Source organism: Billgrantia sp. NRB1 (assembly GCF_056921725.1).
Window position 1 is genome coordinate 1,454,219 of sequence record NZ_CM167783.1, and the last position, 17,756, is coordinate 1,471,974.

Annotated in this window: 18 protein-coding genes; 16 read left to right on the forward strand and 2 right to left on the reverse strand. The window is 68.6% G+C overall.

Annotated features, from left to right (window positions below):
* The first annotated feature begins 33 nt into the window (after nucleotides 1-33).
* From ACZIYR_RS06565 to murB, 8 genes are read left to right on the forward strand one after another with little or no spacing between them, the layout of a single operon-like run.
* On the forward strand, nucleotides 34-750 hold the full coding sequence (locus ACZIYR_RS06565; protein ID WP_473032961.1) for a MotA/TolQ/ExbB proton channel family protein: 717 nt from the start codon (nucleotides 34-36) through the stop codon (nucleotides 748-750).
* Nucleotides 747-1,175 (forward strand): ExbD/TolR family protein, encoded by a 429-nt coding sequence (locus tag ACZIYR_RS06570; protein ID WP_473032962.1) that lies wholly within the window; start codon nucleotides 747-749, stop codon nucleotides 1,173-1,175. The genes ACZIYR_RS06565 and ACZIYR_RS06570 overlap by 4 nt, the downstream gene beginning before the upstream one ends.
* Nucleotides 1,172-2,920 (forward strand): lipid A export permease/ATP-binding protein MsbA, encoded by a 1,749-nt coding sequence (msbA, locus tag ACZIYR_RS06575; protein ID WP_483528635.1) that lies wholly within the window; start codon nucleotides 1,172-1,174, stop codon nucleotides 2,918-2,920. The genes ACZIYR_RS06570 and msbA overlap by 4 nt, the downstream gene beginning before the upstream one ends.
* Entirely contained in the window at nucleotides 2,920-3,936 is a 1,017-nt protein-coding gene (gene lpxK / locus ACZIYR_RS06580) for a tetraacyldisaccharide 4'-kinase (protein WP_483528636.1), read from the forward strand. The genes msbA and lpxK overlap by 1 nt, the downstream gene beginning before the upstream one ends.
* A gap of 51 nt (nucleotides 3,937-3,987) precedes the next feature.
* Nucleotides 3,988-4,197, forward strand: a complete 210-nt coding sequence (locus tag ACZIYR_RS06585; RefSeq protein ID WP_473035005.1) for a Trm112 family protein — start codon at nucleotides 3,988-3,990, stop codon at nucleotides 4,195-4,197.
* Nucleotides 4,194-5,015 carry a 3-deoxy-manno-octulosonate cytidylyltransferase gene (gene kdsB, locus ACZIYR_RS06590; protein WP_483528637.1) on the forward strand — a complete coding sequence of 274 codons (822 nt, stop codon included), beginning with the start codon at nucleotides 4,194-4,196 and terminating at the stop codon, nucleotides 5,013-5,015. The genes ACZIYR_RS06585 and kdsB overlap by 4 nt, the downstream gene beginning before the upstream one ends.
* A 2-nt stretch (nucleotides 5,016-5,017) precedes the next feature.
* On the forward strand, nucleotides 5,018-5,497 hold the full coding sequence (locus tag ACZIYR_RS06595; protein ID WP_473032964.1) for a low molecular weight protein-tyrosine-phosphatase: 480 nt from the start codon (nucleotides 5,018-5,020) through the stop codon (nucleotides 5,495-5,497).
* Entirely contained in the window at nucleotides 5,494-6,507 is a 1,014-nt protein-coding gene (gene murB / locus ACZIYR_RS06600; RefSeq protein WP_483528638.1) for a UDP-N-acetylmuramate dehydrogenase, read from the forward strand. Before ACZIYR_RS06595 ends, murB begins: the two co-directional genes overlap by 4 nt.
* A 79-nt stretch (nucleotides 6,508-6,586) precedes the next feature.
* Here the strand turns inward: murB and rne are convergent, their stop codons facing one another.
* Entirely contained in the window at nucleotides 6,587-9,802 is a 3,216-nt protein-coding gene (gene rne / locus ACZIYR_RS06605) for a ribonuclease E (protein ID WP_483528639.1), read from the reverse strand.
* Nucleotides 9,803-10,598: 796 nt separating this feature from the next.
* On the opposite strand from rne, the gene ACZIYR_RS06610 reads away from it, so the two are divergent.
* The 3 genes from ACZIYR_RS06610 to sppA all read left to right on the forward strand — a co-directional run bounded on the left by ACZIYR_RS06610 (nucleotide 10,599) and on the right by sppA (nucleotide 13,392).
* Nucleotides 10,599-11,546, forward strand: a complete 948-nt coding sequence (locus tag ACZIYR_RS06610) for an RluA family pseudouridine synthase (RefSeq protein WP_473032967.1) — start codon at nucleotides 10,599-10,601, stop codon at nucleotides 11,544-11,546.
* 25 nt (nucleotides 11,547-11,571) lie between these two features.
* Nucleotides 11,572-12,222: an HAD-IA family hydrolase gene (locus ACZIYR_RS06615; RefSeq protein ID WP_483528640.1), complete on the forward strand. Its 651-nt coding sequence runs from the start codon at nucleotides 11,572-11,574 to the stop codon at nucleotides 12,220-12,222.
* Between the two features lie 78 nt (nucleotides 12,223-12,300).
* Nucleotides 12,301-13,392: a signal peptide peptidase SppA gene (gene sppA, locus ACZIYR_RS06620; RefSeq protein ID WP_483528641.1), complete on the forward strand. Its 1,092-nt coding sequence runs from the start codon at nucleotides 12,301-12,303 to the stop codon at nucleotides 13,390-13,392.
* On the opposite strand, the gene ACZIYR_RS06625 is transcribed toward sppA, so the two are convergent.
* A complete protein-coding gene (locus ACZIYR_RS06625) occupies nucleotides 13,380-13,976 on the reverse strand; it encodes a Maf family protein (RefSeq protein WP_483528642.1) in 597 nt (198 codons plus the stop codon). The two genes, sppA and ACZIYR_RS06625, sit on opposite strands and share 13 nt — an antisense overlap.
* 160 nt (nucleotides 13,977-14,136) lie before the next feature.
* Between ACZIYR_RS06625 and ACZIYR_RS06630 the strand changes: the two genes are divergently transcribed.
* From ACZIYR_RS06630 to fabG, 5 genes are read left to right on the forward strand one after another with little or no spacing between them, the layout of a single operon-like run.
* Complete coding sequence (locus ACZIYR_RS06630) at nucleotides 14,137-14,664, forward strand: YceD family protein (RefSeq protein WP_483528643.1); 528 nt, start codon at nucleotides 14,137-14,139, stop codon at nucleotides 14,662-14,664.
* A gap of 32 nt (nucleotides 14,665-14,696) precedes the next feature.
* Entirely contained in the window at nucleotides 14,697-14,867 is a 171-nt protein-coding gene (gene rpmF, locus ACZIYR_RS06635; protein ID WP_021820795.1) for a 50S ribosomal protein L32, read from the forward strand.
* Between the two features lie 36 nt (nucleotides 14,868-14,903).
* Complete coding sequence (plsX, locus tag ACZIYR_RS06640) at nucleotides 14,904-15,923, forward strand: phosphate acyltransferase PlsX (RefSeq protein ID WP_473032968.1); 1,020 nt, start codon at nucleotides 14,904-14,906, stop codon at nucleotides 15,921-15,923.
* A 46-nt stretch (nucleotides 15,924-15,969) separates the two neighbouring features.
* Nucleotides 15,970-16,923, forward strand: coding sequence for an ACP S-malonyltransferase (fabD, locus tag ACZIYR_RS06645; RefSeq protein ID WP_473032970.1), 954 nt, complete (start codon nucleotides 15,970-15,972; stop codon nucleotides 16,921-16,923).
* Nucleotides 16,924-16,974: 51 nt separating this feature from the next.
* Nucleotides 16,975-17,718, forward strand: coding sequence for a 3-oxoacyl-ACP reductase FabG (gene fabG / locus ACZIYR_RS06650; protein ID WP_473032971.1), 744 nt, complete (start codon nucleotides 16,975-16,977; stop codon nucleotides 17,716-17,718).
* Nucleotides 17,719-17,756: the final 38 nt, after the last annotated feature.

Genomic DNA, 17,756 nt, shown 5'->3' on the forward strand with positions numbered 1-17,756 from the left:
GATGCCGTCCGGGCCGCGTGAGGAGAGGTGAGGATGGACGTGATGGATGCGCTCGTCGCCGGGGGATGGCTGATGCTGCCCCTGCTGGGCTGTTCGCTGGTGGCCACGGTGATCGTTATCGAGCGCCTGTGGACCCTGCGCGTCCGGCGCATCGCCCCGTATGGCCTGGGCCAGGAAGTCTGCGGCCTGGTGGTGCGCGGCCAGGTCAATCTCTACTGGCTGGAGGCCCACTCGCCGCTGGGCGGGGTGCTGGCCGCCGGGCTGCGCAATGCGCGGCTGGGTCATGAGCAGGTGCGCGCTCGGCTGCAGGAGGCCGCCACCGCGGTGATCCACGACATGGAGCGCTTCCTGAGCCCGCTGGGCACCATCGCCGCCATCACCCCGCTGATCGGCCTGCTGGGCACGGTGGTGGGCATGATCGAGGTGTTCGCAGTGATCGTGGCCGGCGACGGCGTCGGCCGTACCGCCGACCTGGCGGGCGGGATCTCCCGGGCCCTGGTGACCACCGCCGCCGGCCTCACCGTGGCCATCCCCGCGCTGATGTTCCACCGCTATTTCCAGCGCCGGGTCGAGGACATCACCGTGCGCATGGAGGAGCAGGCCGGGCAGGTCGTCGAGTTTCTCGCCCACTATCAGGGGGAACTCGGCGTCAGCGAAGGCCCGGAGAGCGAGCCTCGCGGCGGCGCTCGGGCCGCGGATGATCGGCGCGAGGCCGACGGGCGCATCGCGCCGGAGGTGAAGCGCTCGTGAGGTTCGTGCGCCGGCGCCGCGATCCGGTGGAGGTCAACCTCACGCCGCTGATCGATGTCGTCTTCCTGCTGTTGATCTTCTTCATGGTCTCCACCACCTTCGAGACCCGCCAGGCGCTGGAGCTCACCCTGCCGGAGAGCGTCGCCGGCACCGACCTGGAGTCGTCGCCGGTGACCCTGGTGGTCACCGAACAGGGAGGCTACCGGCTCGGTGACCGCGACCTCGCCGCGGCGGGGCTCGCCGAGGCCCTGGCGGCGGAGGCCGAGCCGGCCCGGCAGCACGGCCTGGTGGTGGAGGCCGACGCCCGTGCCGCCCATGCCGACGTGGTTAGAGCCCTCGACCAGGCAGGGGCGCTGGGTATCCAGCGGGTCCGTATCGCCACTCGAGACGCCACCGCGCCACCGCTGCCAACGGAGACACCGTGACTCAAGACGGCACCCAACGTTCGGGCTGGACGCTCTACCGGCGCCTGCTGGGCTATGTGAAACCGCACTGGGTTTCCTTCCTGCTGGCTATCCTCGGCTATGCCATCTATGCCGCCTCCAGCACCGCCCTGGCGGAGATGATGAAGCGTCTGATCGACGGCATCCAGGACCCCACCGCCAGTTTCCGGCTGTTCCTGCCGCTGTTCGTGGTGGGCATGTTCGCCGCCCGGGGACTCGGCACCTTCCTGGGCACCTACTTCATGAGCAACGTGGCGCGCAACGTGGTCCATGCGCTGCGCTGCAATGTTTTCGATCATATGCTGCACCTGCCGGGGCGCTTCTTCGATGCCCACTCCAGCGGCCATCTCATCTCGCGGGTCACCTACCACGTGGAGCAGGTCACCGGTGCCGCCACCAAGGCGGTGACCATCGTGCTGCGCGAGGGGCTCTTCGTGCTGGGGCTGCTGGGCTACCTGCTGTGGACCAACTGGATGCTGACGCTGCTGTTCCTGGCGGTGACCCCGCTGATCGGCGGCGTGGTCCGCTATGCCAGCAAACGCTTCCGGCGTATCTCACGGCGCATTCAGCACTCCATGGGCGATGTCACCCATGTGGCCTCCGAGGCGCTGACCGGCTACCGGGTGGTGCGCACCCACGGCGCCGAGGCCTTCGAAAAGGCCCGCTTCGCCGCGGCCAGCGACTACAACCGTCAGCAAAGCATGAAGGAGGCGTTGACCAAGGCGATCAGCACCCCGGTGATCCAGCTGCTGGTGGCGCTGTCGCTGGCGGTGCTGGTGTGGCTGGCGATGTCGCCGGCGCTGATGGCCGACATGACGCCCGGGGAGTTCGTGGCCTTCATCACCGCGGCATCGCTGATGGCCAAGCCGGTGCGCCAGCTCACCGAGGTCAACAGCGAGATCCAGAAGGGGATCGCCGCCTCCGCCGAGCTGTTCGGCCTGCTGGAGGTGCCCGCCGAGCCCGATGAGGGCCGCGTGGAGCCGGGGCGCCTCAGCGGCCGGGTGGTGTTCAAGGGGGTGCGCTTTCGCTACGGCGAGGATCAGCCGGAGGTGCTCAAGGGGATCGATCTGAGCGTGCGGGCCGGGGAGATGGTGGCCATCGTCGGCCGTTCGGGCAGCGGCAAGTCGACCCTGGTTGGCCTGCTGCCGCGCTTCTACCGGCCCACCCAGGGGCGACTGCTTATCGACGAGGTGCCCCTGGACGACTACCGGCTGGCCCCACTGCGCCGCCAGATCGCCCTGGTCTCCCAGCAGGTCACTCTGTTCAATACCAGCATCGCCGACAATATCGCCTACGGTGAGCCCGGCGCCGACCCGGCTGCGGTCGAGGCGGCGGCCCGGGCCGCCCACGCCCACGAGTTCATCGAGCAGCTGCCCGAGGGCTATGCCACCGTGGTGGGCGATAACGGCGTGATGCTGTCTGGCGGCCAGCGCCAGCGCCTGGCCATCGCCCGGGCCATCTTCAAGGATGCACCGCTGCTGATTCTCGACGAGGCCACCTCGGCCCTGGATACCGAGTCGGAGCGCTACATCCAGGCGGCCCTAGAGGAGGTGTGCCGCGGTCGTACCACCTTCGTCATCGCCCATCGCCTCTCCACCATCGAGCGCGCCGACCGCATCCTCGTCATGGAGCAGGGCCGCATCGTCGAGCAGGGCTCCCACGCCGAGCTGCTGGCCCGCGACGGCGCCTATGCCGCCCTGCATCGGCTGCAGTTTCAGGAGTCATGATGGGCCTGGGGGAGCGCTGGCTCGAGGCCGCCTATCGCGGCGCTCCCTGGCTGGCACTGCTGCGCCCCCTGGCGGCGCTCTATCGGCTGGCGATCACGCGCCGTGCCGCTGCCTACCGTGACGGGCGGCGCCCGGTGTGGCGGGCCGAGGTGCCGGTGGTCGTGGTGGGCAACATCACCCTGGGCGGCACCGGCAAGTCGCCGCTGGTGGCCTGGCTGGGTCGCTACCTCAGCGAGCAGGGGTGGCGGCCGGGCATCGTCTCCCGGGGCTATGGCGGCAAGGCGGCCGGCTATCCGCTGCGGGTGCTGGACGACACCCCGGTCGCCCAGTGCGGCGACGAGCCGCGCATGCTGGCCCGCCAGACCGGCCTGCCGGTGGTGGTGGACCCGGACCGGCCGCGCGGGGCGCGGATGCTGTGCGAGCTGGGCTGCGATATCCTGATCAGTGACGACGGCCTGCAGCACCTGGCGCTGGGGCGCGATATCGAGCTGGTGGTGGTCGACGGCGCCCGCGGCTTTGGTAATGGACACTGTCTGCCCGCCGGGCCGCTGCGCGAGCCGCTGACGCGCCTGGCGCAGGTCGATGCGCTGCTGATCAACGGCGAACCGGCCTTCCCCCCACCGGAGGGAGCCTGGGCGTTTCGCCTGGCGCCGCAGCGCTGGCGCTCCCTGGCCGATGGCTCGGCCCATGGAGTGGCGCCGCCGCCATTTGCCGGGCCGGTGCACGCGGTGGCCGGCATCGGCAATCCGGGGCGCTTCTTTGCCACCCTCGAGGGCCTGGGTCTGGAGGTAGTGGGGCACCCCTTCGCCGACCATCACCGCTTCAGCCGCGCCGATCTCGAGTTCGGCGATAGTCGGCCGGTGGTGATGACCGCCAAGGATGCCGAGAAGTGTCGGACCTTTGCGGCGGCCAACGGCTGGGTGCTGGAGGTGGAGGCGGAGCCCGCGCCAGGCTTTGGCGCCTGGCTTTCCCGGCGCATCGCGGCGTTGCAGAGTGACGGAACGGTTTCTGAGTGACCCCGCGGGCCCAGGCCGGCGGCGGATGATTTCCCGTGTGGAGGTGCAATGATGGACAAGGAACTGCTGGCGATGCTGGTCTGCCCGCTGTGCAAGGGCAAGCTGAAATATGACCGGGAGCGTGAAGAGCTGTGCTGCCATTTCGACGGCCTGGCCTATCCGATTCGCGACGGTATCCCGGTGATGCTGCCTGAGGAGGCGCGCCAGATGGACGTCGACGAGAAGTTGCCGCCCTCGCCGGGACGCACGGGCGAGCCATGAGGGCGACGCAAGTGACAGCCGACGACAACGACTTCGTCGCGGTGATACCGGCTCGCTACGGTGCCTCGCGGCTGCCGGGCAAGCCGCTGCTCGACATTGCCGGTGCGCCGATGGTCGCCCATGTCTGGCGGCGGGCCTGTGAGAGTGCGGCGTCGCGGGTGGTGGTCGCCACCGATGACCCGCGCATCCGCGAGGCCCTGGTGCCCTGGGGCGCCGAAGTGGTGATGACCCGAGATGACCATCCCTCGGGCACCGACCGCCTGGCCGAAGTGGCCGACCGGCTGGGGCTGGCCGACGAGGCGGTGCTAGTCAATGTCCAGGGCGACGAGCCGCTGATTCCCCCTGGCTTGATCGACCAGGTGGCGGCGCGGCTGTTCGATGACCCGGCGGCCTCGATTGCCACCCTGGCCGAGCCGATCGACGACGTCGAGGCGCTGTTCAACCCCAATGTGGTCAAGGTGGTCCGGGCCCACTCCGGCCGGGCCCTCTACTTCTCCCGGGCCCCGGTGCCCTGGGATAGAGCCGCCTGGGAGCCGGGAAGCTGGCGTGGCAAGGCCTTGCCCGCCCCCCTGGTGGGCGATACCTGGCTGCGCCACATTGGGCTCTATGCCTATCGGGCCGGCTTTCTTGCCGAGTATCGCCGCTGGCCGCCGTCGCCGCTGGAGCAGCGCGAGCAGCTGGAGCAGCTGCGCGCGCTGCACCACGGCCACGCCATCCAGGTGGCGCTGGCACGCGAACCCAACCCTGCCGGCGTCGATACGCTGGAGGACCTGGAGCGCGTGCGAGCGCTGCTGGACACAACCAAGCGAGGAGGCTGACCATGCGTGTGCTCTTTGTCTGTCTTGGCAATATTTGCCGCTCGCCCACCGCCGAGGGTGTGTTTCGCCGCCAGCTGGCGGCGGAGGGGCTCTCCGACGGGGTAGAGGTCGACTCCTGCGGCGTCGGGTCGTGGCACGTGGGCAAGGCGCCGGATTCACGGGCCCAGCAGGCTGCGGCTCGTCGCGGTATCGAGCTTGGCCAGCTGCGCGCCCGCCAGCTCAGCGACGCGGATTTCCAGCATTTCGATTACCTGCTGGCCATGGATCACGACAACCTGGCGGTCCTGGAGACGCGCCGACCGCCCGATTGTGCCTCCCATCTCGGGCTTTTCCTGGCCTTCGCCGGCGAGCCGGATCGCGCGGTGCCCGATCCCTACTACGGCGGTGAGCAGGGGTTCGAAGAAGTACTCGATCTGATCGAGGCGGCCTCCCGGGGGCTGGTGGCGGAAATTCGTCAGCGTCTCGAGGCGGGGCGGCGTTGAGCGCGACGATCCTTGCCGAACACGACCTGACGCGGGCCAACACCCTGGGACTGCCCTGCATGGCAGAGCGGTTCGCGGCGCCCGACGGCGACGCTCCGCTTCGCGAGGTGCTACAGTTGGCGGCCCGGCGGGGCTGGCCGCTGACCCTGCTGGGCGGGGGGAGTAACCTGATCCTGCCCCAGCGCCTGCCTGGACTGGTGGTGCAGCCGGCGATGGCCGGCTGGTGGCTGGAGGAGGGCGATGCCGGTAGCGTACGCGTTCACGCCGAGGCCGGTGTCAACTGGCACGCGCTGGTGATGACGCTAGCCGCCCACGGGCTGTGGGGCGTCGAGAACCTGGCACTGATACCCGGCCACTGCGGTGCCGCGCCGATCCAGAACATCGGCGCCTACGGCGTGGAGCTCGACGATGTGCTCGAGGCGGTGCATCTGCGCTACCTGGAGGATGGCCGCGACGCGCTGTTCACCCCCGCCGACTGTGCCTTCGGCTATCGCGACAGCATCTTCAAGGGCGAGCTTGCCGGGCGCGTGGTCATCACCCGCCTGGTGCTACGGCTGTCGAGAGCGCCGCGGCCTCGGCTCGATTACGGCGACCTGGCAAGTCGGGTAAGGGGAGAGCCCACGCCGCTGGCCGTGGCCGAGGCGGTTTGTGCGATACGTGGCGAGAAGCTTCCCGACCCGGCAACGCTTGCCAACGCCGGCAGCTTTTTCAAGAATCCGGTGGTAGAGAGGGCACAGGCCGAAGCGCTGCTGGCCGACTACCCCGAGATGCCCCAATTCGTGCAGGCCGATGGACGGGTCAAGCTGGCTGCCGGCTGGCTGATCGACCGCTGCGGCCTCAAGGGCTGGCGGGCTGGTCACTTCGGTGTGCATGAGCGCCAGGCGCTGGTGCTGGTGCACTTCGGCGGCGGCAGTGCCGCCGAGCTGCTGGCCTTTGCCGAGGGGGTAGCGGCGCGGGTATACGCCCGCTTCGCGGTGACGCTGGAGCGTGAGCCGCGGCTGGCCGGCTGAGCCCAAGAAAGCCGCCGGCCCTAACGGACGACGCCCGCGCAATCTGCGCGGGCGTCGTCGCTATGGTGCAGGGGCTGGTCTAGCCCTGCTTGCCGTCCTGCGCCTTGCCTTCCTGCTCCCGGCGGCGGATTTCCCGCGGGTCGTTGTGGGCGCGGCGCCGACGGCGCCGGGATGCCGCTGAAGGCTTGTCACTGTCATCGCTACCGGCGGCGGCTGTCTCGGCCTCGGCCTTGGGCGCCTCGGCGGCCTTCTCGGCCGGCTTGGCGTCAGCTTTGGTCTCGGCCTTGGGCGCTTCGGCGGCCTTTTCGGGCTCGGGCTTCGCGTCCGCCTTGGTCTCGGCCTTGGGCGCCTCGGCGGCCTTTTTGGCCGGCTTGGGCTCAGGCTTGGCGTCGGCCTTGGGCGCTTCGGCGGCCTTTTCGGCCGGTTTGGGCTCAGGCTTGGCGTCGGCCTTGGGCGCTTCGGCGGCCTTCTCGGCCGGTTTGGGCTCAGGCTTGGCGTCGGCCTTGGGCGCTTCGGCGGCCTTCTCGGCCGGCTTGGGCTCTTGTTTAAGCTCGGGCTTGGCGTCGGCCTTGGGCGCCTCGGCGGCCTTTTCGGCCGGCTTGGCGTCGGCCTTGGGCGCTTCGGCGGCCTTCTCGGCCGGCTTGGGCTCAGGCTTGGCGTCGGCCTTGGGCGCCTCGGCGGCCTTCTCGGCCTTCTCGGCCTTCTCGGCCTTCTCGGCCGGCTTGGCGTCAGCCTTGGTCTCAGCCTTGGGCGCCTCGGCGGCCTTCTCGGCCGGCTTGGCGTCAGCCTTGGTCTCGGCCTTGGGCGCCTCGGCGGCCTTCTCGGCCGACTTGGCGTCAGGCTTGACGTCGGCCTTGGGCGCTTCGGCAGCCTTCTCGGCCGGCTTGGCGTCAGGCTTGGCGTCGGCCTTGGGCGCCTCGGCGGCCTTCTCGGCCGGCTTGGGCTCGGCCTTGGTCTCGGCCTTGGGCGCCTCAGCCCCCTCTGCTGGCTGAGCCGCGGCGGCTTGTGCCTGCAGCCGCTTCTGCTCGGCCTCGGCCTGGGGGTTGAGGGCATGCTGGCGCGAGCGGTTGCGCGGGTTGTTGCGGGTGCGCTTGGGCTTGCCGTTCTCTGGCTTTTCCGCGGCCTCGGCTACCTTCTCGGTGGTTTTTCCCGGCGCCTCGGTGGTTTTTCCCGGCGCCTTGTCGGCACTCTCCGGCTTCTGGCGGCGGGGCGCTGTATCGCGGCCGCCGGACTGCGGGCCGGCCTGACGGCTTCCGCTCTCCTGCTGGCCGCGACCACCCTGACGGCCATCCTCCTGCTGGTTTCTGTCCGGGCGCTGGCCGCGGCCGCCACGGCTTGGGCGACCGCCGCGGCTCTCGCCGTCCTGACGGGTGTCGCCGCGGGTCTCCTGCTGACGCCCCTGGCCACGCGGCTGGCCGCGACCGTCGTCACGGCTGTCGGCGCGCTCACTGCGCTGACGGCGGTTGCGGCCTCTGCCGCCACGCTCCTCGCCGTTCGTCGTGCTGCGCTGAGTCGGCTGCTGAGGCGGACTCGGCTTGCGCGACGGCTCGCTGCCGGCTTCTTCTTCGCTGCCGCCGAGCCACTTGGCTACGCCCTTGACCAGCCGGCCGAGCACGCCAGAGGCAGCCGGCACCGGCGCTGTTGGAGGGGCGGGGCTGGCAGGCTCCTCCTGCAGGGAGCTGGGCGCCGGCTCGTTATGGATCACCGTTTTGACTGCCGCTTCGGCGCGCTGGACCGGTCGGCTGCCGCTGCTGTCCGGCTCCTTGCCGACCTCGGTATCGACCGAGAGCTCGAAGCTGGATTTTTCTACGCCGCCCTCTTCCTCGACATGGTCGTCACGCAGGCGCTGGACGTCGTAGTGAGGGGTGTCCATGTCGGGGTTGGGCAGCATGATGACCTGCACCCCCTGGCGGCGTTCGATCTCGGCCAGGACCGCCCGCTTTTCGTTGAGCAGGTAGGTGGCCACCGGCACCGGCAGGATGGCGCGAATCTGGGCGCTGCGCTCCTTCATGGCCTCTTCCTCGATCAGGCGCATGATGGAAAGCGACAGGGAGCGCACGTCGCGGATGGTGCCCTGGCCGTTACAGCGCGGACAGACCACGCCGCTGGTTTCGCCCAGCGAGGGGCGCAGACGCTGGCGCGACATCTCCATCAGCCCGAAGCGTGAGATGCGACCGATCTGCACCCGGGCGCGATCCAGCTTGAGGGCGTCGCGCATGCGGTTCTCGACCTCGCGCTGGTTGCGCGCCGGGCTCATGTCGATGAAGTCGATCACCACCAGGCCGCCGATGTCGCGCAGCCGCAGCTGGCGGGCGATTTCGTCGGCGGCTTCCAGGTTGGTCTGGAGCGCCGTTTCCTCGATATCGCTGCCGCGGGTGGCGCGTGCCGAGTTGATGTCGATGGACACCAGCGCCTCGGTGTGGTCGATGACGATGGAGCCGCCGGAGGGCAGTTTCACTTCGCGTTCATAGGCGGTCTCGATCTGCGACTCGATCTGGAAGCGCGAGAAGAGCGGCACTTCGTCGGCGTAGAGCTTGATCTTCTGCTGGTAGGAGGGCATCACCTGGCGGATGAAGGCCAGCGCCTCCTGGTGAACCTCGGGGCTGTCGATCAGCACCTCGCCGATGTCCTGGCGAAGATAGTCGCGCATGGCGCGGATGATGACGTTGGACTCGCGGTAGATCAGGAAGGGGGCAGGGCGCTTGCCGGCCTCTTCGGTGATCGACTCCCACACCTGAACCAGGTAGTCGAGGTCCCACTGCAGCTCTTCGGTGGAGCGGCCAATGCCCGCGGTGCGCACGATCACGCCCATCTTGTCGGGGACGGTGAGCTGGCCCATGGCTTCCTTGAGCTGGCTACGCTCCTCGCCCTCAATGCGCCGGGAGATACCGCCGGCCCGCGGGTTGTTGGGCATCAGCACCAGGAAGCGGCCGGCCAGGCTGATAAAGGTGGTCAGCGCCGCGCCTTTGTTGCCGCGCTCCTCCTTGTCGACCTGAACGATGACTTCCTGGCCCTCCTTGAGCACCTCCTTGATGCTGGGGCGTCCCGACGTCTCTTTCAGGAAGTATTCGCGGGAGATCTCCTTGAGCGGCAGGAAGCCGTGGCGATCGGCGCCGAAGTCGACGAAGGCGGCCTCGAGGGAGGGTTCTACGCGGGTGATCTTGCCGCGGTAGATGTTGGCCTTCTTCTGCTCCCGGGCACCCGATTCGATGTCCAGGTCATAGAGGCGCTGTCCATCGACCAGAGCGACGCGCAGCTCTTCGGGCTGGGTCGCATTGATGAGCATCCGTTTCATGTTGTCTCGCAAACTGGACGCGCCGGTGGGCGCCCGAAGGCGACGACGAAGGCGAACCTCTGGGTGCTGCGTGCTTGTAGCTCAGCGCATGTCGCGGATGCACGGTAGCGCCCGCTCGAGCCGGCCCAGGTAGAGCGCCGGCTCGAGATGATCATGTTGAGTACGCGGCGGAGGCAGGACATGTCTCGGTGGGGCTTCTCCCATCCGGCCCTGCGGTCACCGCCAGACACCTGGCATTCATCGATTCGCCAACGCCGGCCACCGGCACGATGTTGAACGATTCCCGTGGCCACCGCCCGCCAGCAGTGTGCTGGCGAGCCGGGATCCGGGCGTGGCGTTACTGCTTGTTCGTATCGGGGCAGCGCGTGTTGCACTGGCCTGAGCTGTCTTTCACCTAAGGAAACACTGCACAAATGCCTGCACGGGCAAATCGCTGCGTTGCGCGGTGCCGAAGCGTCGGACCGTCGGAATCCTCACCTATACCGCATAGGCTCCGGTTCCTGCGCTCCATGCGCCTTGCGCTTCACTCCGCTCGGCGATTTGTTCAGCGTTTCCCTAACTCTGAGTCTTGCAGCTATTACGTCACTCGTCGGCGGCAGGACCTCTGATGGGGGTCGTTGCGGCCCGATTTCGTCGCTCCGGCCTGCGTGTCTGTCGGGCAGGCGCCATGGGACCGAAGGGATCCATCCGAGCGAGCTGGCAATATAGCAGTAATGGGTGAGAGCGGCAATTGGCGCAGGGGGCCGCGGAGTGCGTTAGAATGCCGATTCACAACGATTTCTCGAGCGGGAGTCACATGACCGAAGGACGCGATGTGCAGTGGGTGGAAGTGGGCGACGGGCAGGCTGGCCAGCGCGTCGACAACTTCCTGATGGCGCGCCTGAAAGGCGTGCCGCGAACCCTCGTCTACCGCATCGTGCGCAAGGGCGAGGTGCGGGTCAACAAGAAGCGTGTCAAGGCGGATACCCGTCTGGCGGTGGGTGACCTGGTGCGTATTCCTCCCCTCAAGCTGGCGCCGCGTGAGGCGGTCAGGGCGGTCAGTGACAGCCTGCGCAACCTGCTGGCCGGCAGCGTGCTGGTGGAGGGGCGCGACTGGCTGGTGATCAACAAGCCGGCAGGGCTCGCCGTGCACGGCGGAAGCGGGGTCAAGATCGGCCTGATCGAAGCGCTGCGCCAGGTGCGCGAGGATCTCGACTTTCTGGAGCTCGTCCACCGCCTGGATCGCGACACTTCGGGCTGCCTGCTGCTGGCCAAGTCGCGTCCGGCCCTGCTGGCGCTCAATGACTCGCTCAAGCAGCACCGGATGGACAAGCAGTATCTGGCGCTGGTGGCCGGGCGCTGGCCGGCACGACGCGACTTCGTCAGCGCCCGACTTGACCGCTATGACGCCGGCAACGGGGAGCGTCGGGTGCGGGTGGATGCCGACGGCAAGGTGGCGCGCACGCGGTTTGCGGTGCGCGAGACCTTCGAGAAGGTCACCCTGGTGGCGGCCGAGCCGGTAACCGGACGAACCCACCAGATTCGCGTGCATGCTGCCCATGCCGGTCATCCGCTGCTGGGCGACGACAAGTACGGCTCCCGGGAGGGCGAGAGTCTCGCCAGGCGGCTGGGGCTGTCCCGCCTGTTCCTGCATGCCACCTCGCTGACCTTCCCTGAGCCGACCAGCGGCCGTCCGGTGCAGATTCGCGCCCCGCTGCCCGAGGACCTGGAAGCCGTGCTTGGGCAAGCGCGGACGACCCGATAAGCCTACCCGACCGACCGGAGCCCTGATGCGCTATCGATTGATGATCTTTGACTGGGACGGCACCCTGATGGATTCCGCCGCCCGTATCGTGTCCAGCATGCAGTCGGCATCGCGTGATGCCGACTGGGGGGAGCTGGCCGACGAGGCGGTACGGGATATCATTGGCCTGGGGTTGCCCGAGGCCATCGAGCGGCTCTGTCCCGGCATCGATCCCGGCCGCGCCGAGCTGCTGCGCAGCCGCTATGCCTTCCATTTCGTGCAGGGCGATACCACGCCCATGCGCTTCTTTCCCGGAGTGGAGGCCGGCGTGGCGAGACTGCGGGAGCGCCAGGAACGGCGCCTGGCGGTGGCCACCGGCAAGAGCCGCCGGGGACTCGATCGCGTGTTCCGAGAGAGCGACAGCGGCAGCTGGTTTCACGCCAGCCGCACCGCCGATGAAACCCGCTCGAAGCCGCACCCCCAGATGCTCGAGGAGCTGCTCGATGAGCTCGGCGTTGGCGTCGAGGAGGCGGTGATGGTTGGCGATACCGAGTACGACCTGGAGATGGCGCGGGCCCTGGGGATGGATCGAGTCGCGGTGACCTGGGGCGTGCATGCACCGGCGCGGCTTGCCGCGAGTCGCCCGGTGTTTACCGCCGGTGAGGTGGATGAACTGTTCGACTGGCTCGCTCGCTGAGCCAGTCGGCGAAGGCAGGTTCGCTCAGCTGGTGAGAGGGTGTCGACAACAGGACCGTCATAGGAGTGCAGCAAGCCCATGAGCGATGATGACAAGCGTGACGACCGCTGGACCCAGGGCCCTCAGCTGAGCCCCGAGCAGGCGAAGGAGGCGAGGGGGGCCAAGCAGGCCGAGGCGGCCGCGACGCAGCACGAGCCGGAGAGCGCCGAGACCCTGCGAGAGCGTCAGCGATTGGCGCAGCAGCAGATGCTGGATCGCTGGATCGACGGGGTGCTGGTCGAGCAGCGTCGCACGCGGCGCTGGAAGCTGTTCTTCCGCTTCTTTTTTGCCCTGCTGATTCTGGGCTCGCTGGCCACCACGCTCTACGGCATCTTCGGTACCCAGACCGCTCGCGAGCCCGAGCGCGAACACCTGGGAGTGGTCAAGGTTCGGGGGGTGATCGACGGGGAGTCGCCGGCCAGCGCCGAGCGCGTCATCGAGGGGGTCAGGCGGGCCTGGGAGGCCGAGCGCGCCGCGGCGGTGGTGCTGCATATCGACAGTCCCGGCGGCAGTCCGGTCCAGTCCCAGCGTATCTATGATGAGCTGATCCGGCTGCGCGAGCAGGGCGACAAGCCGATCATCGCGGTGATCGAGGACGTCGGCGCCAGCGGGGCCTATTACATTGCCGCGGCGGCCGACGAGATCGTCGCGGCGCCGGCCAGCCTGGTCGGATCCATCGGCGTGATCTTCGCCAGCTTCGGCTTCGAGGAAGCCATCGAGCGGCTCGGCGTGGAGCGTCGCGTCTATGCCGCCGGGGATAACAAGGCGTTCCTCGATCCTTTCTCCTCGGTGGCGCCGGAGCAGCGTGAGTTCTGGCAGTCGGTGCTCGACACCACCCATCAGCAGTTCGTCGAGGCGGTGCGCCAGGGAAGGGGCGATCGCCTGGTCGAGGATGAACGCCTCTATTCCGGGCTGGTGTGGAATGGCGAGCAGGCCGTCGAGCTGGGTCTGGTCGACGCCCTCGATAGCCTCGATGGGCTCTCGCGCCAGCGCCTGGGCGAGGTGCGCCTGCACGACTACACGCCGCGCCTCGACCCCTTCGAGCGGCTGACGCGTCGCTTCGGCCGGGTCGCGGCGGAATGGCTGGGCGTCCCCTCGAGCGGTTCGCCGGTGCGCTATCAGCTACCCTGAGGCTCGCCCAGCGGGTCCAGGCCAGCTTCGCGCAGCAGGGCGCACAGGCGGATCAGCGGCAGGCCGATCAGGGTGTTGGGGTCGTCGCCCTCGAGCCTCTCGAACAGGGCGATACCCAGCCCCTCCATGCGAAAGCTGCCGGCGCTGTCCAGCGGCTGCTCCCGTTCGACATAGCGGGCGATTTCGCCCTCGCTCAGCCGTCGAAAGACCACCTCGTAGCGCTCGTGGCCGACCCAGTGGCGGTTGGCGCGGGTATCCACCAGGGCCAGGCCGGTAAGAAAGCGAACCCGCTGACCCGAGAAGCGTTCGAGGTTGTGGCGCGCGGTGGCGGCGTTCCCTGGTTTGCCGAGAATCTCGCCGTTGAACAGGGCCACCTGGTCGGAGCCGATGATCAGATGGTCGGGATGGTCCGCGGCGACGCGGTTGGCCTTGGCCAGCGCCAGGCGGTGCACCAGCGCCTCGGGGGATTCCCCCGGGCGTGGCGTCTCGTCAATGTCGGGGCTCGCCCAGGTGTAGGGCAGGCCCAGGCGATCGATTAGCTGGCGTCGCCAGCGCGAGCCGGAAGCGAGAACGAGGCGCGGCATGCGGTGCTCCTTGTGTCGTATGGCTGTGGGGACGTCGCCCTGTGAATCGCCTGTGTCGAGCCGGCGGGGTCGGGGCGTTGCGGTCCTTGGCGTCACCATTGTAACCCGCCGTGACGGCGGCTTTGACAGGGACGGGGGGAGTGCCTATCATTGCGCGCCTATGTTGACTTCACGACTTCCCCATCGGGTCGAGCCCTATCGGCTCGCGGCCCGCGCCGAGCGCCTCGAGGGCCTGATGGCGCTCGACCAGTTCGAGCGCCTGGCCGAGCACGTCGGTGCCCAGGTCGGCGACTGCCGGGTGTGGCTCACCTTCGCCATCGACGCCCAGGGGCGCCGCGAGATTCGCGGTCGCCTGGAGGCCGAGCTGCAGCTGCCCTGTCGGCGCTGCCTCGAGCCGCTGACGCAGTGCGTCGAAAGCGATTTCCTGCTGGGAATGGTGACCAGCGATGCGCTGGCCGCCGAGCTGCCGAGCACCCACGAGCCGGTGCTGGTGGAAGACGAACAGCTGAACCTGCTGGCGGTGGTCGAGGATGAACTCATTCTCAGTCTGCCCCAGGTGGTTTACCACGACGAGGCCCAGTGTGGGGTTTCGCGCGACCAGCTGAGCAGCGGTGAGGAGGCCGAGTCCGCGGAGCCGACTCCCGCAAGCCCCTTCGAGGTGCTGCGTCGCCTCAAGGGCAAAACCTGATCTACCCTCGATTCACTCTGGAGTGACACCTCATGGCAGTTCAACAGAACCGCAAGACCCGTTCCAAGCGCGGCATGCGTCGCAGCCACGACGCTCTGAGCGCCCCGACCCTGTCCCAGGACAAGGAAACCGGCACCACCCACCTGCGCCACCACGTCTCTCCCGACGGCTTCTACCGTGGCCGCAAGGTCGTCGACGCCTAATATCGGCGCGCTGTCGAAGCGGCGCGGTGCCTGAGCGTGCGGATTGCCGTCGATGCCATGGGTGGCGATGCCGGTCCGCGCGCAGCGGTTCACGGTGCGGCCGCCGCGGTGCGGGCATGGCCGGGACTGTCGATCGATCTGTTTGGCCCGCGTACCTTGCTGGAAGCCGAGCTTGAAAGCCTGCCGCGGCACCTTGTCGCGGCAGGTTCACATCTGGCCGTCCATCATGCCCCCGAGGCGATCCGTCAGGACCAGCGCCCCTCCGAGGCGCTGCGACGCGGCGAGCGCAGCAGCATGGCGAAGATGCTCGGACATCTGGCCGATAAAAGGGCCGCGGCCGGCGTCAGCTCGGGTAACACCGGCGCCTTGATGGCTCTGGCCCGGCGCGAGCTGGGCACGGTGGCGGATATTCCGCGCCCGGCGATCAGTACCGCCATTCCCGTGCGCGGCGAAGGGCTCTGCTATCTGCTCGATCTGGGGGCCAACGTCGACGTCGGCGCCGAGCGGCTGGTCGACTTCGCCCGCATGGGCGATGTGATGGCGCGGCACGTGGACGGCCTGGCCGCTCCCCGGGTGGCGCTGCTCAACGTCGGCAGCGAAGGCACCAAGGGAAGCGCCAGCGTGCGCGAAGCCGATGCCCGGCTGCGGGCGTTACCGGGGCTGCGCTATTGCGGCTTCGTCGAGGGAGACGGCATTTTCGCCGGAGAAGCGGACGTGGTCGTCTGTGACGGCTTCGTCGGCAACGCTGTGCTCAAGGCCAGCGAAGGGTTGGCGCGGATGCTGATCGAGCGCGTGCAGACGACGTTCGAGGCCCACTGGAGCAGCCGTCTGGTGGGGCTGCTGGCTCGCCCGGCGCTGCGGCGCCTGAAGGGGGAGCTGGACCCGGTGCGCTACAATGGCGCCAGCCTGCTGGGGCTGGCCGGCATCGTGGTCAAGAGCCACGGCGGGGCCGAAGCCACCGGCTTCTCCTATGCGGTGCTGCGGGCCGCTCGCGAGGTTAGCCATGACCTTCCATCACGACTGGCCTGCGAGCTCGGTGCCGGTCAGCGGCGGTAGATAGAAGCAGGCAGGACAGCACTCAACAAGAGTAAAGGTGAATGACATGACTCAACCCCTTGCCCTCGTCTTTCCCGGGCAGGGCTCCCAGCAGATTGGCATGCTGCGTGAGCTGGCCGAGCGCTACAGCGTGGTGCGAACCACCTTCGAGGAGGCCGCCGATGCGCTGGGCTATGACCTCTGGCAGGTCGTGCAAGAGGGGCCCGAGGAGGCGCTTAACGCTACCGCCTGCACCCAGCCGGCGCTGCTGACCGCCAGTGTGGCGATCTGGCGCGTCTGGCAGGAGTTGGAAGGGCCTCGGCCCGGCGCCATGGCAGGACACAGTCTCGGTGAGTACAGCGCCATGGTATGTGCCGGCGTGCTGGGCTTTGCCGACGGCGTGCGTCTGGTCAAGTTGCGTGGCGAGGCCATGCAGCAGGCGGTGCCCAAGGGGGAGGGGGCCATGGCGGCGATTCTGGGGCTCGACGATGCCGTGGTGGAAAAGGCCTGCGCCGAAGCCGCTCAGGATGAAGTGGTCTCTGCCGTCAACTATAATGCGCCCGGCCAGGTGGTGATCGCCGGCAGCAAGGCGGCCGTCGAGCGAGCCGTGGCGGCCTGTCAGGAGGCGGGCGCCAAACGCGCCATGCCGCTGCCGGTGTCGGTGCCCTCGCACTGCGCGCTGATGCGTCCGGCGGCGGAGCGACTCGAGTCGGCCATGGGCGCCCTCGACATGCGCCCGCCGCGCTATACGGTCTATCAAAACGTCGACGCCCAGCCGCACGCCGACCTGGCAACGCTGCGTACCCGCCTGGTGGAGCAGCTCTATCAGCCGGTGCGTTGGACCGCCTGCGTAGAGGCCATGGCCGCAGGCGGCGCCGAGGTCTTCATCGAGTGTGGCCCGGGCAAGGTGCTCACCGGGCTGGGCAAGCGGATTGCGCGCGGCACCAAGGGGTTGGCGGTCAATGACCCCGACAGCCTGGAGGCTGCTCTGGAGCTGGCCCGCGAGAAGGCCGGGCAGTGAGCCGCCGGGGCGACAGCCCCAGTTCAAACAGCATGGATATCGGGAACAGCTATGACGAGCGAACGCAGAATCGCCCTGGTGACAGGCGCCAGTCGCGGCATCGGCCGCGCTATCGCCCATGAACTGGGTCGCCAGGGACGAGTGGTGATCGGTACGGCCACCACCGAAGCCGGCGCGGAAAGGATCGACGAGGACCTGCGTGCCAGTGGCATCGAGGGGGGCGGTCGCGCCCTGGACGTGACCGATCCGGCCAGCGTGGAGGCGCTGGTCAAGGCGGTTGGCGAGGAGTTCGGCGCACCGACCATCCTGGTCAACAATGCCGGTATCACGCGTGACAACCTGCTGATGCGCATGAAGGAAGACGAATGGGATGCGGTGATCGACACCAATCTCAAGTCGGTCTATCGCGTCACCAAGGCCTGTCTGCGAGGCATGACCCGCGCCCGCTTCGGCCGCATCGTCAACATCAGCTCGGTGGTGGCGACCATGGGCAATCTGGGGCAGAGCAACTATGCTGCCGCCAAGGCCGGCATGGAGGGTTTCACCCGCGCGCTGGCCCGTGAGGTCGCCACACGGGCGATCACCGTCAACGCGGTGGCGCCGGGCTTCATCGCCACCGACATGACGCGGGCCCTGCCCGAAGAGCAGCACAAGGCGCTGCTGACCCAGATTCCGCTGGCCCGACTGGGCGAGCCTGAAGAGATTGCGGCCGCGGTGGGCTTTCTCACCGGGGAGAGTGCCGGCTACATTACCGGCGAGACCCTGCAGGTCAACGGCGGCATGAACATGCGTTGAAGCCCTTGTTTGTCGGCGGTTGCGCCGACGGGGGGGCG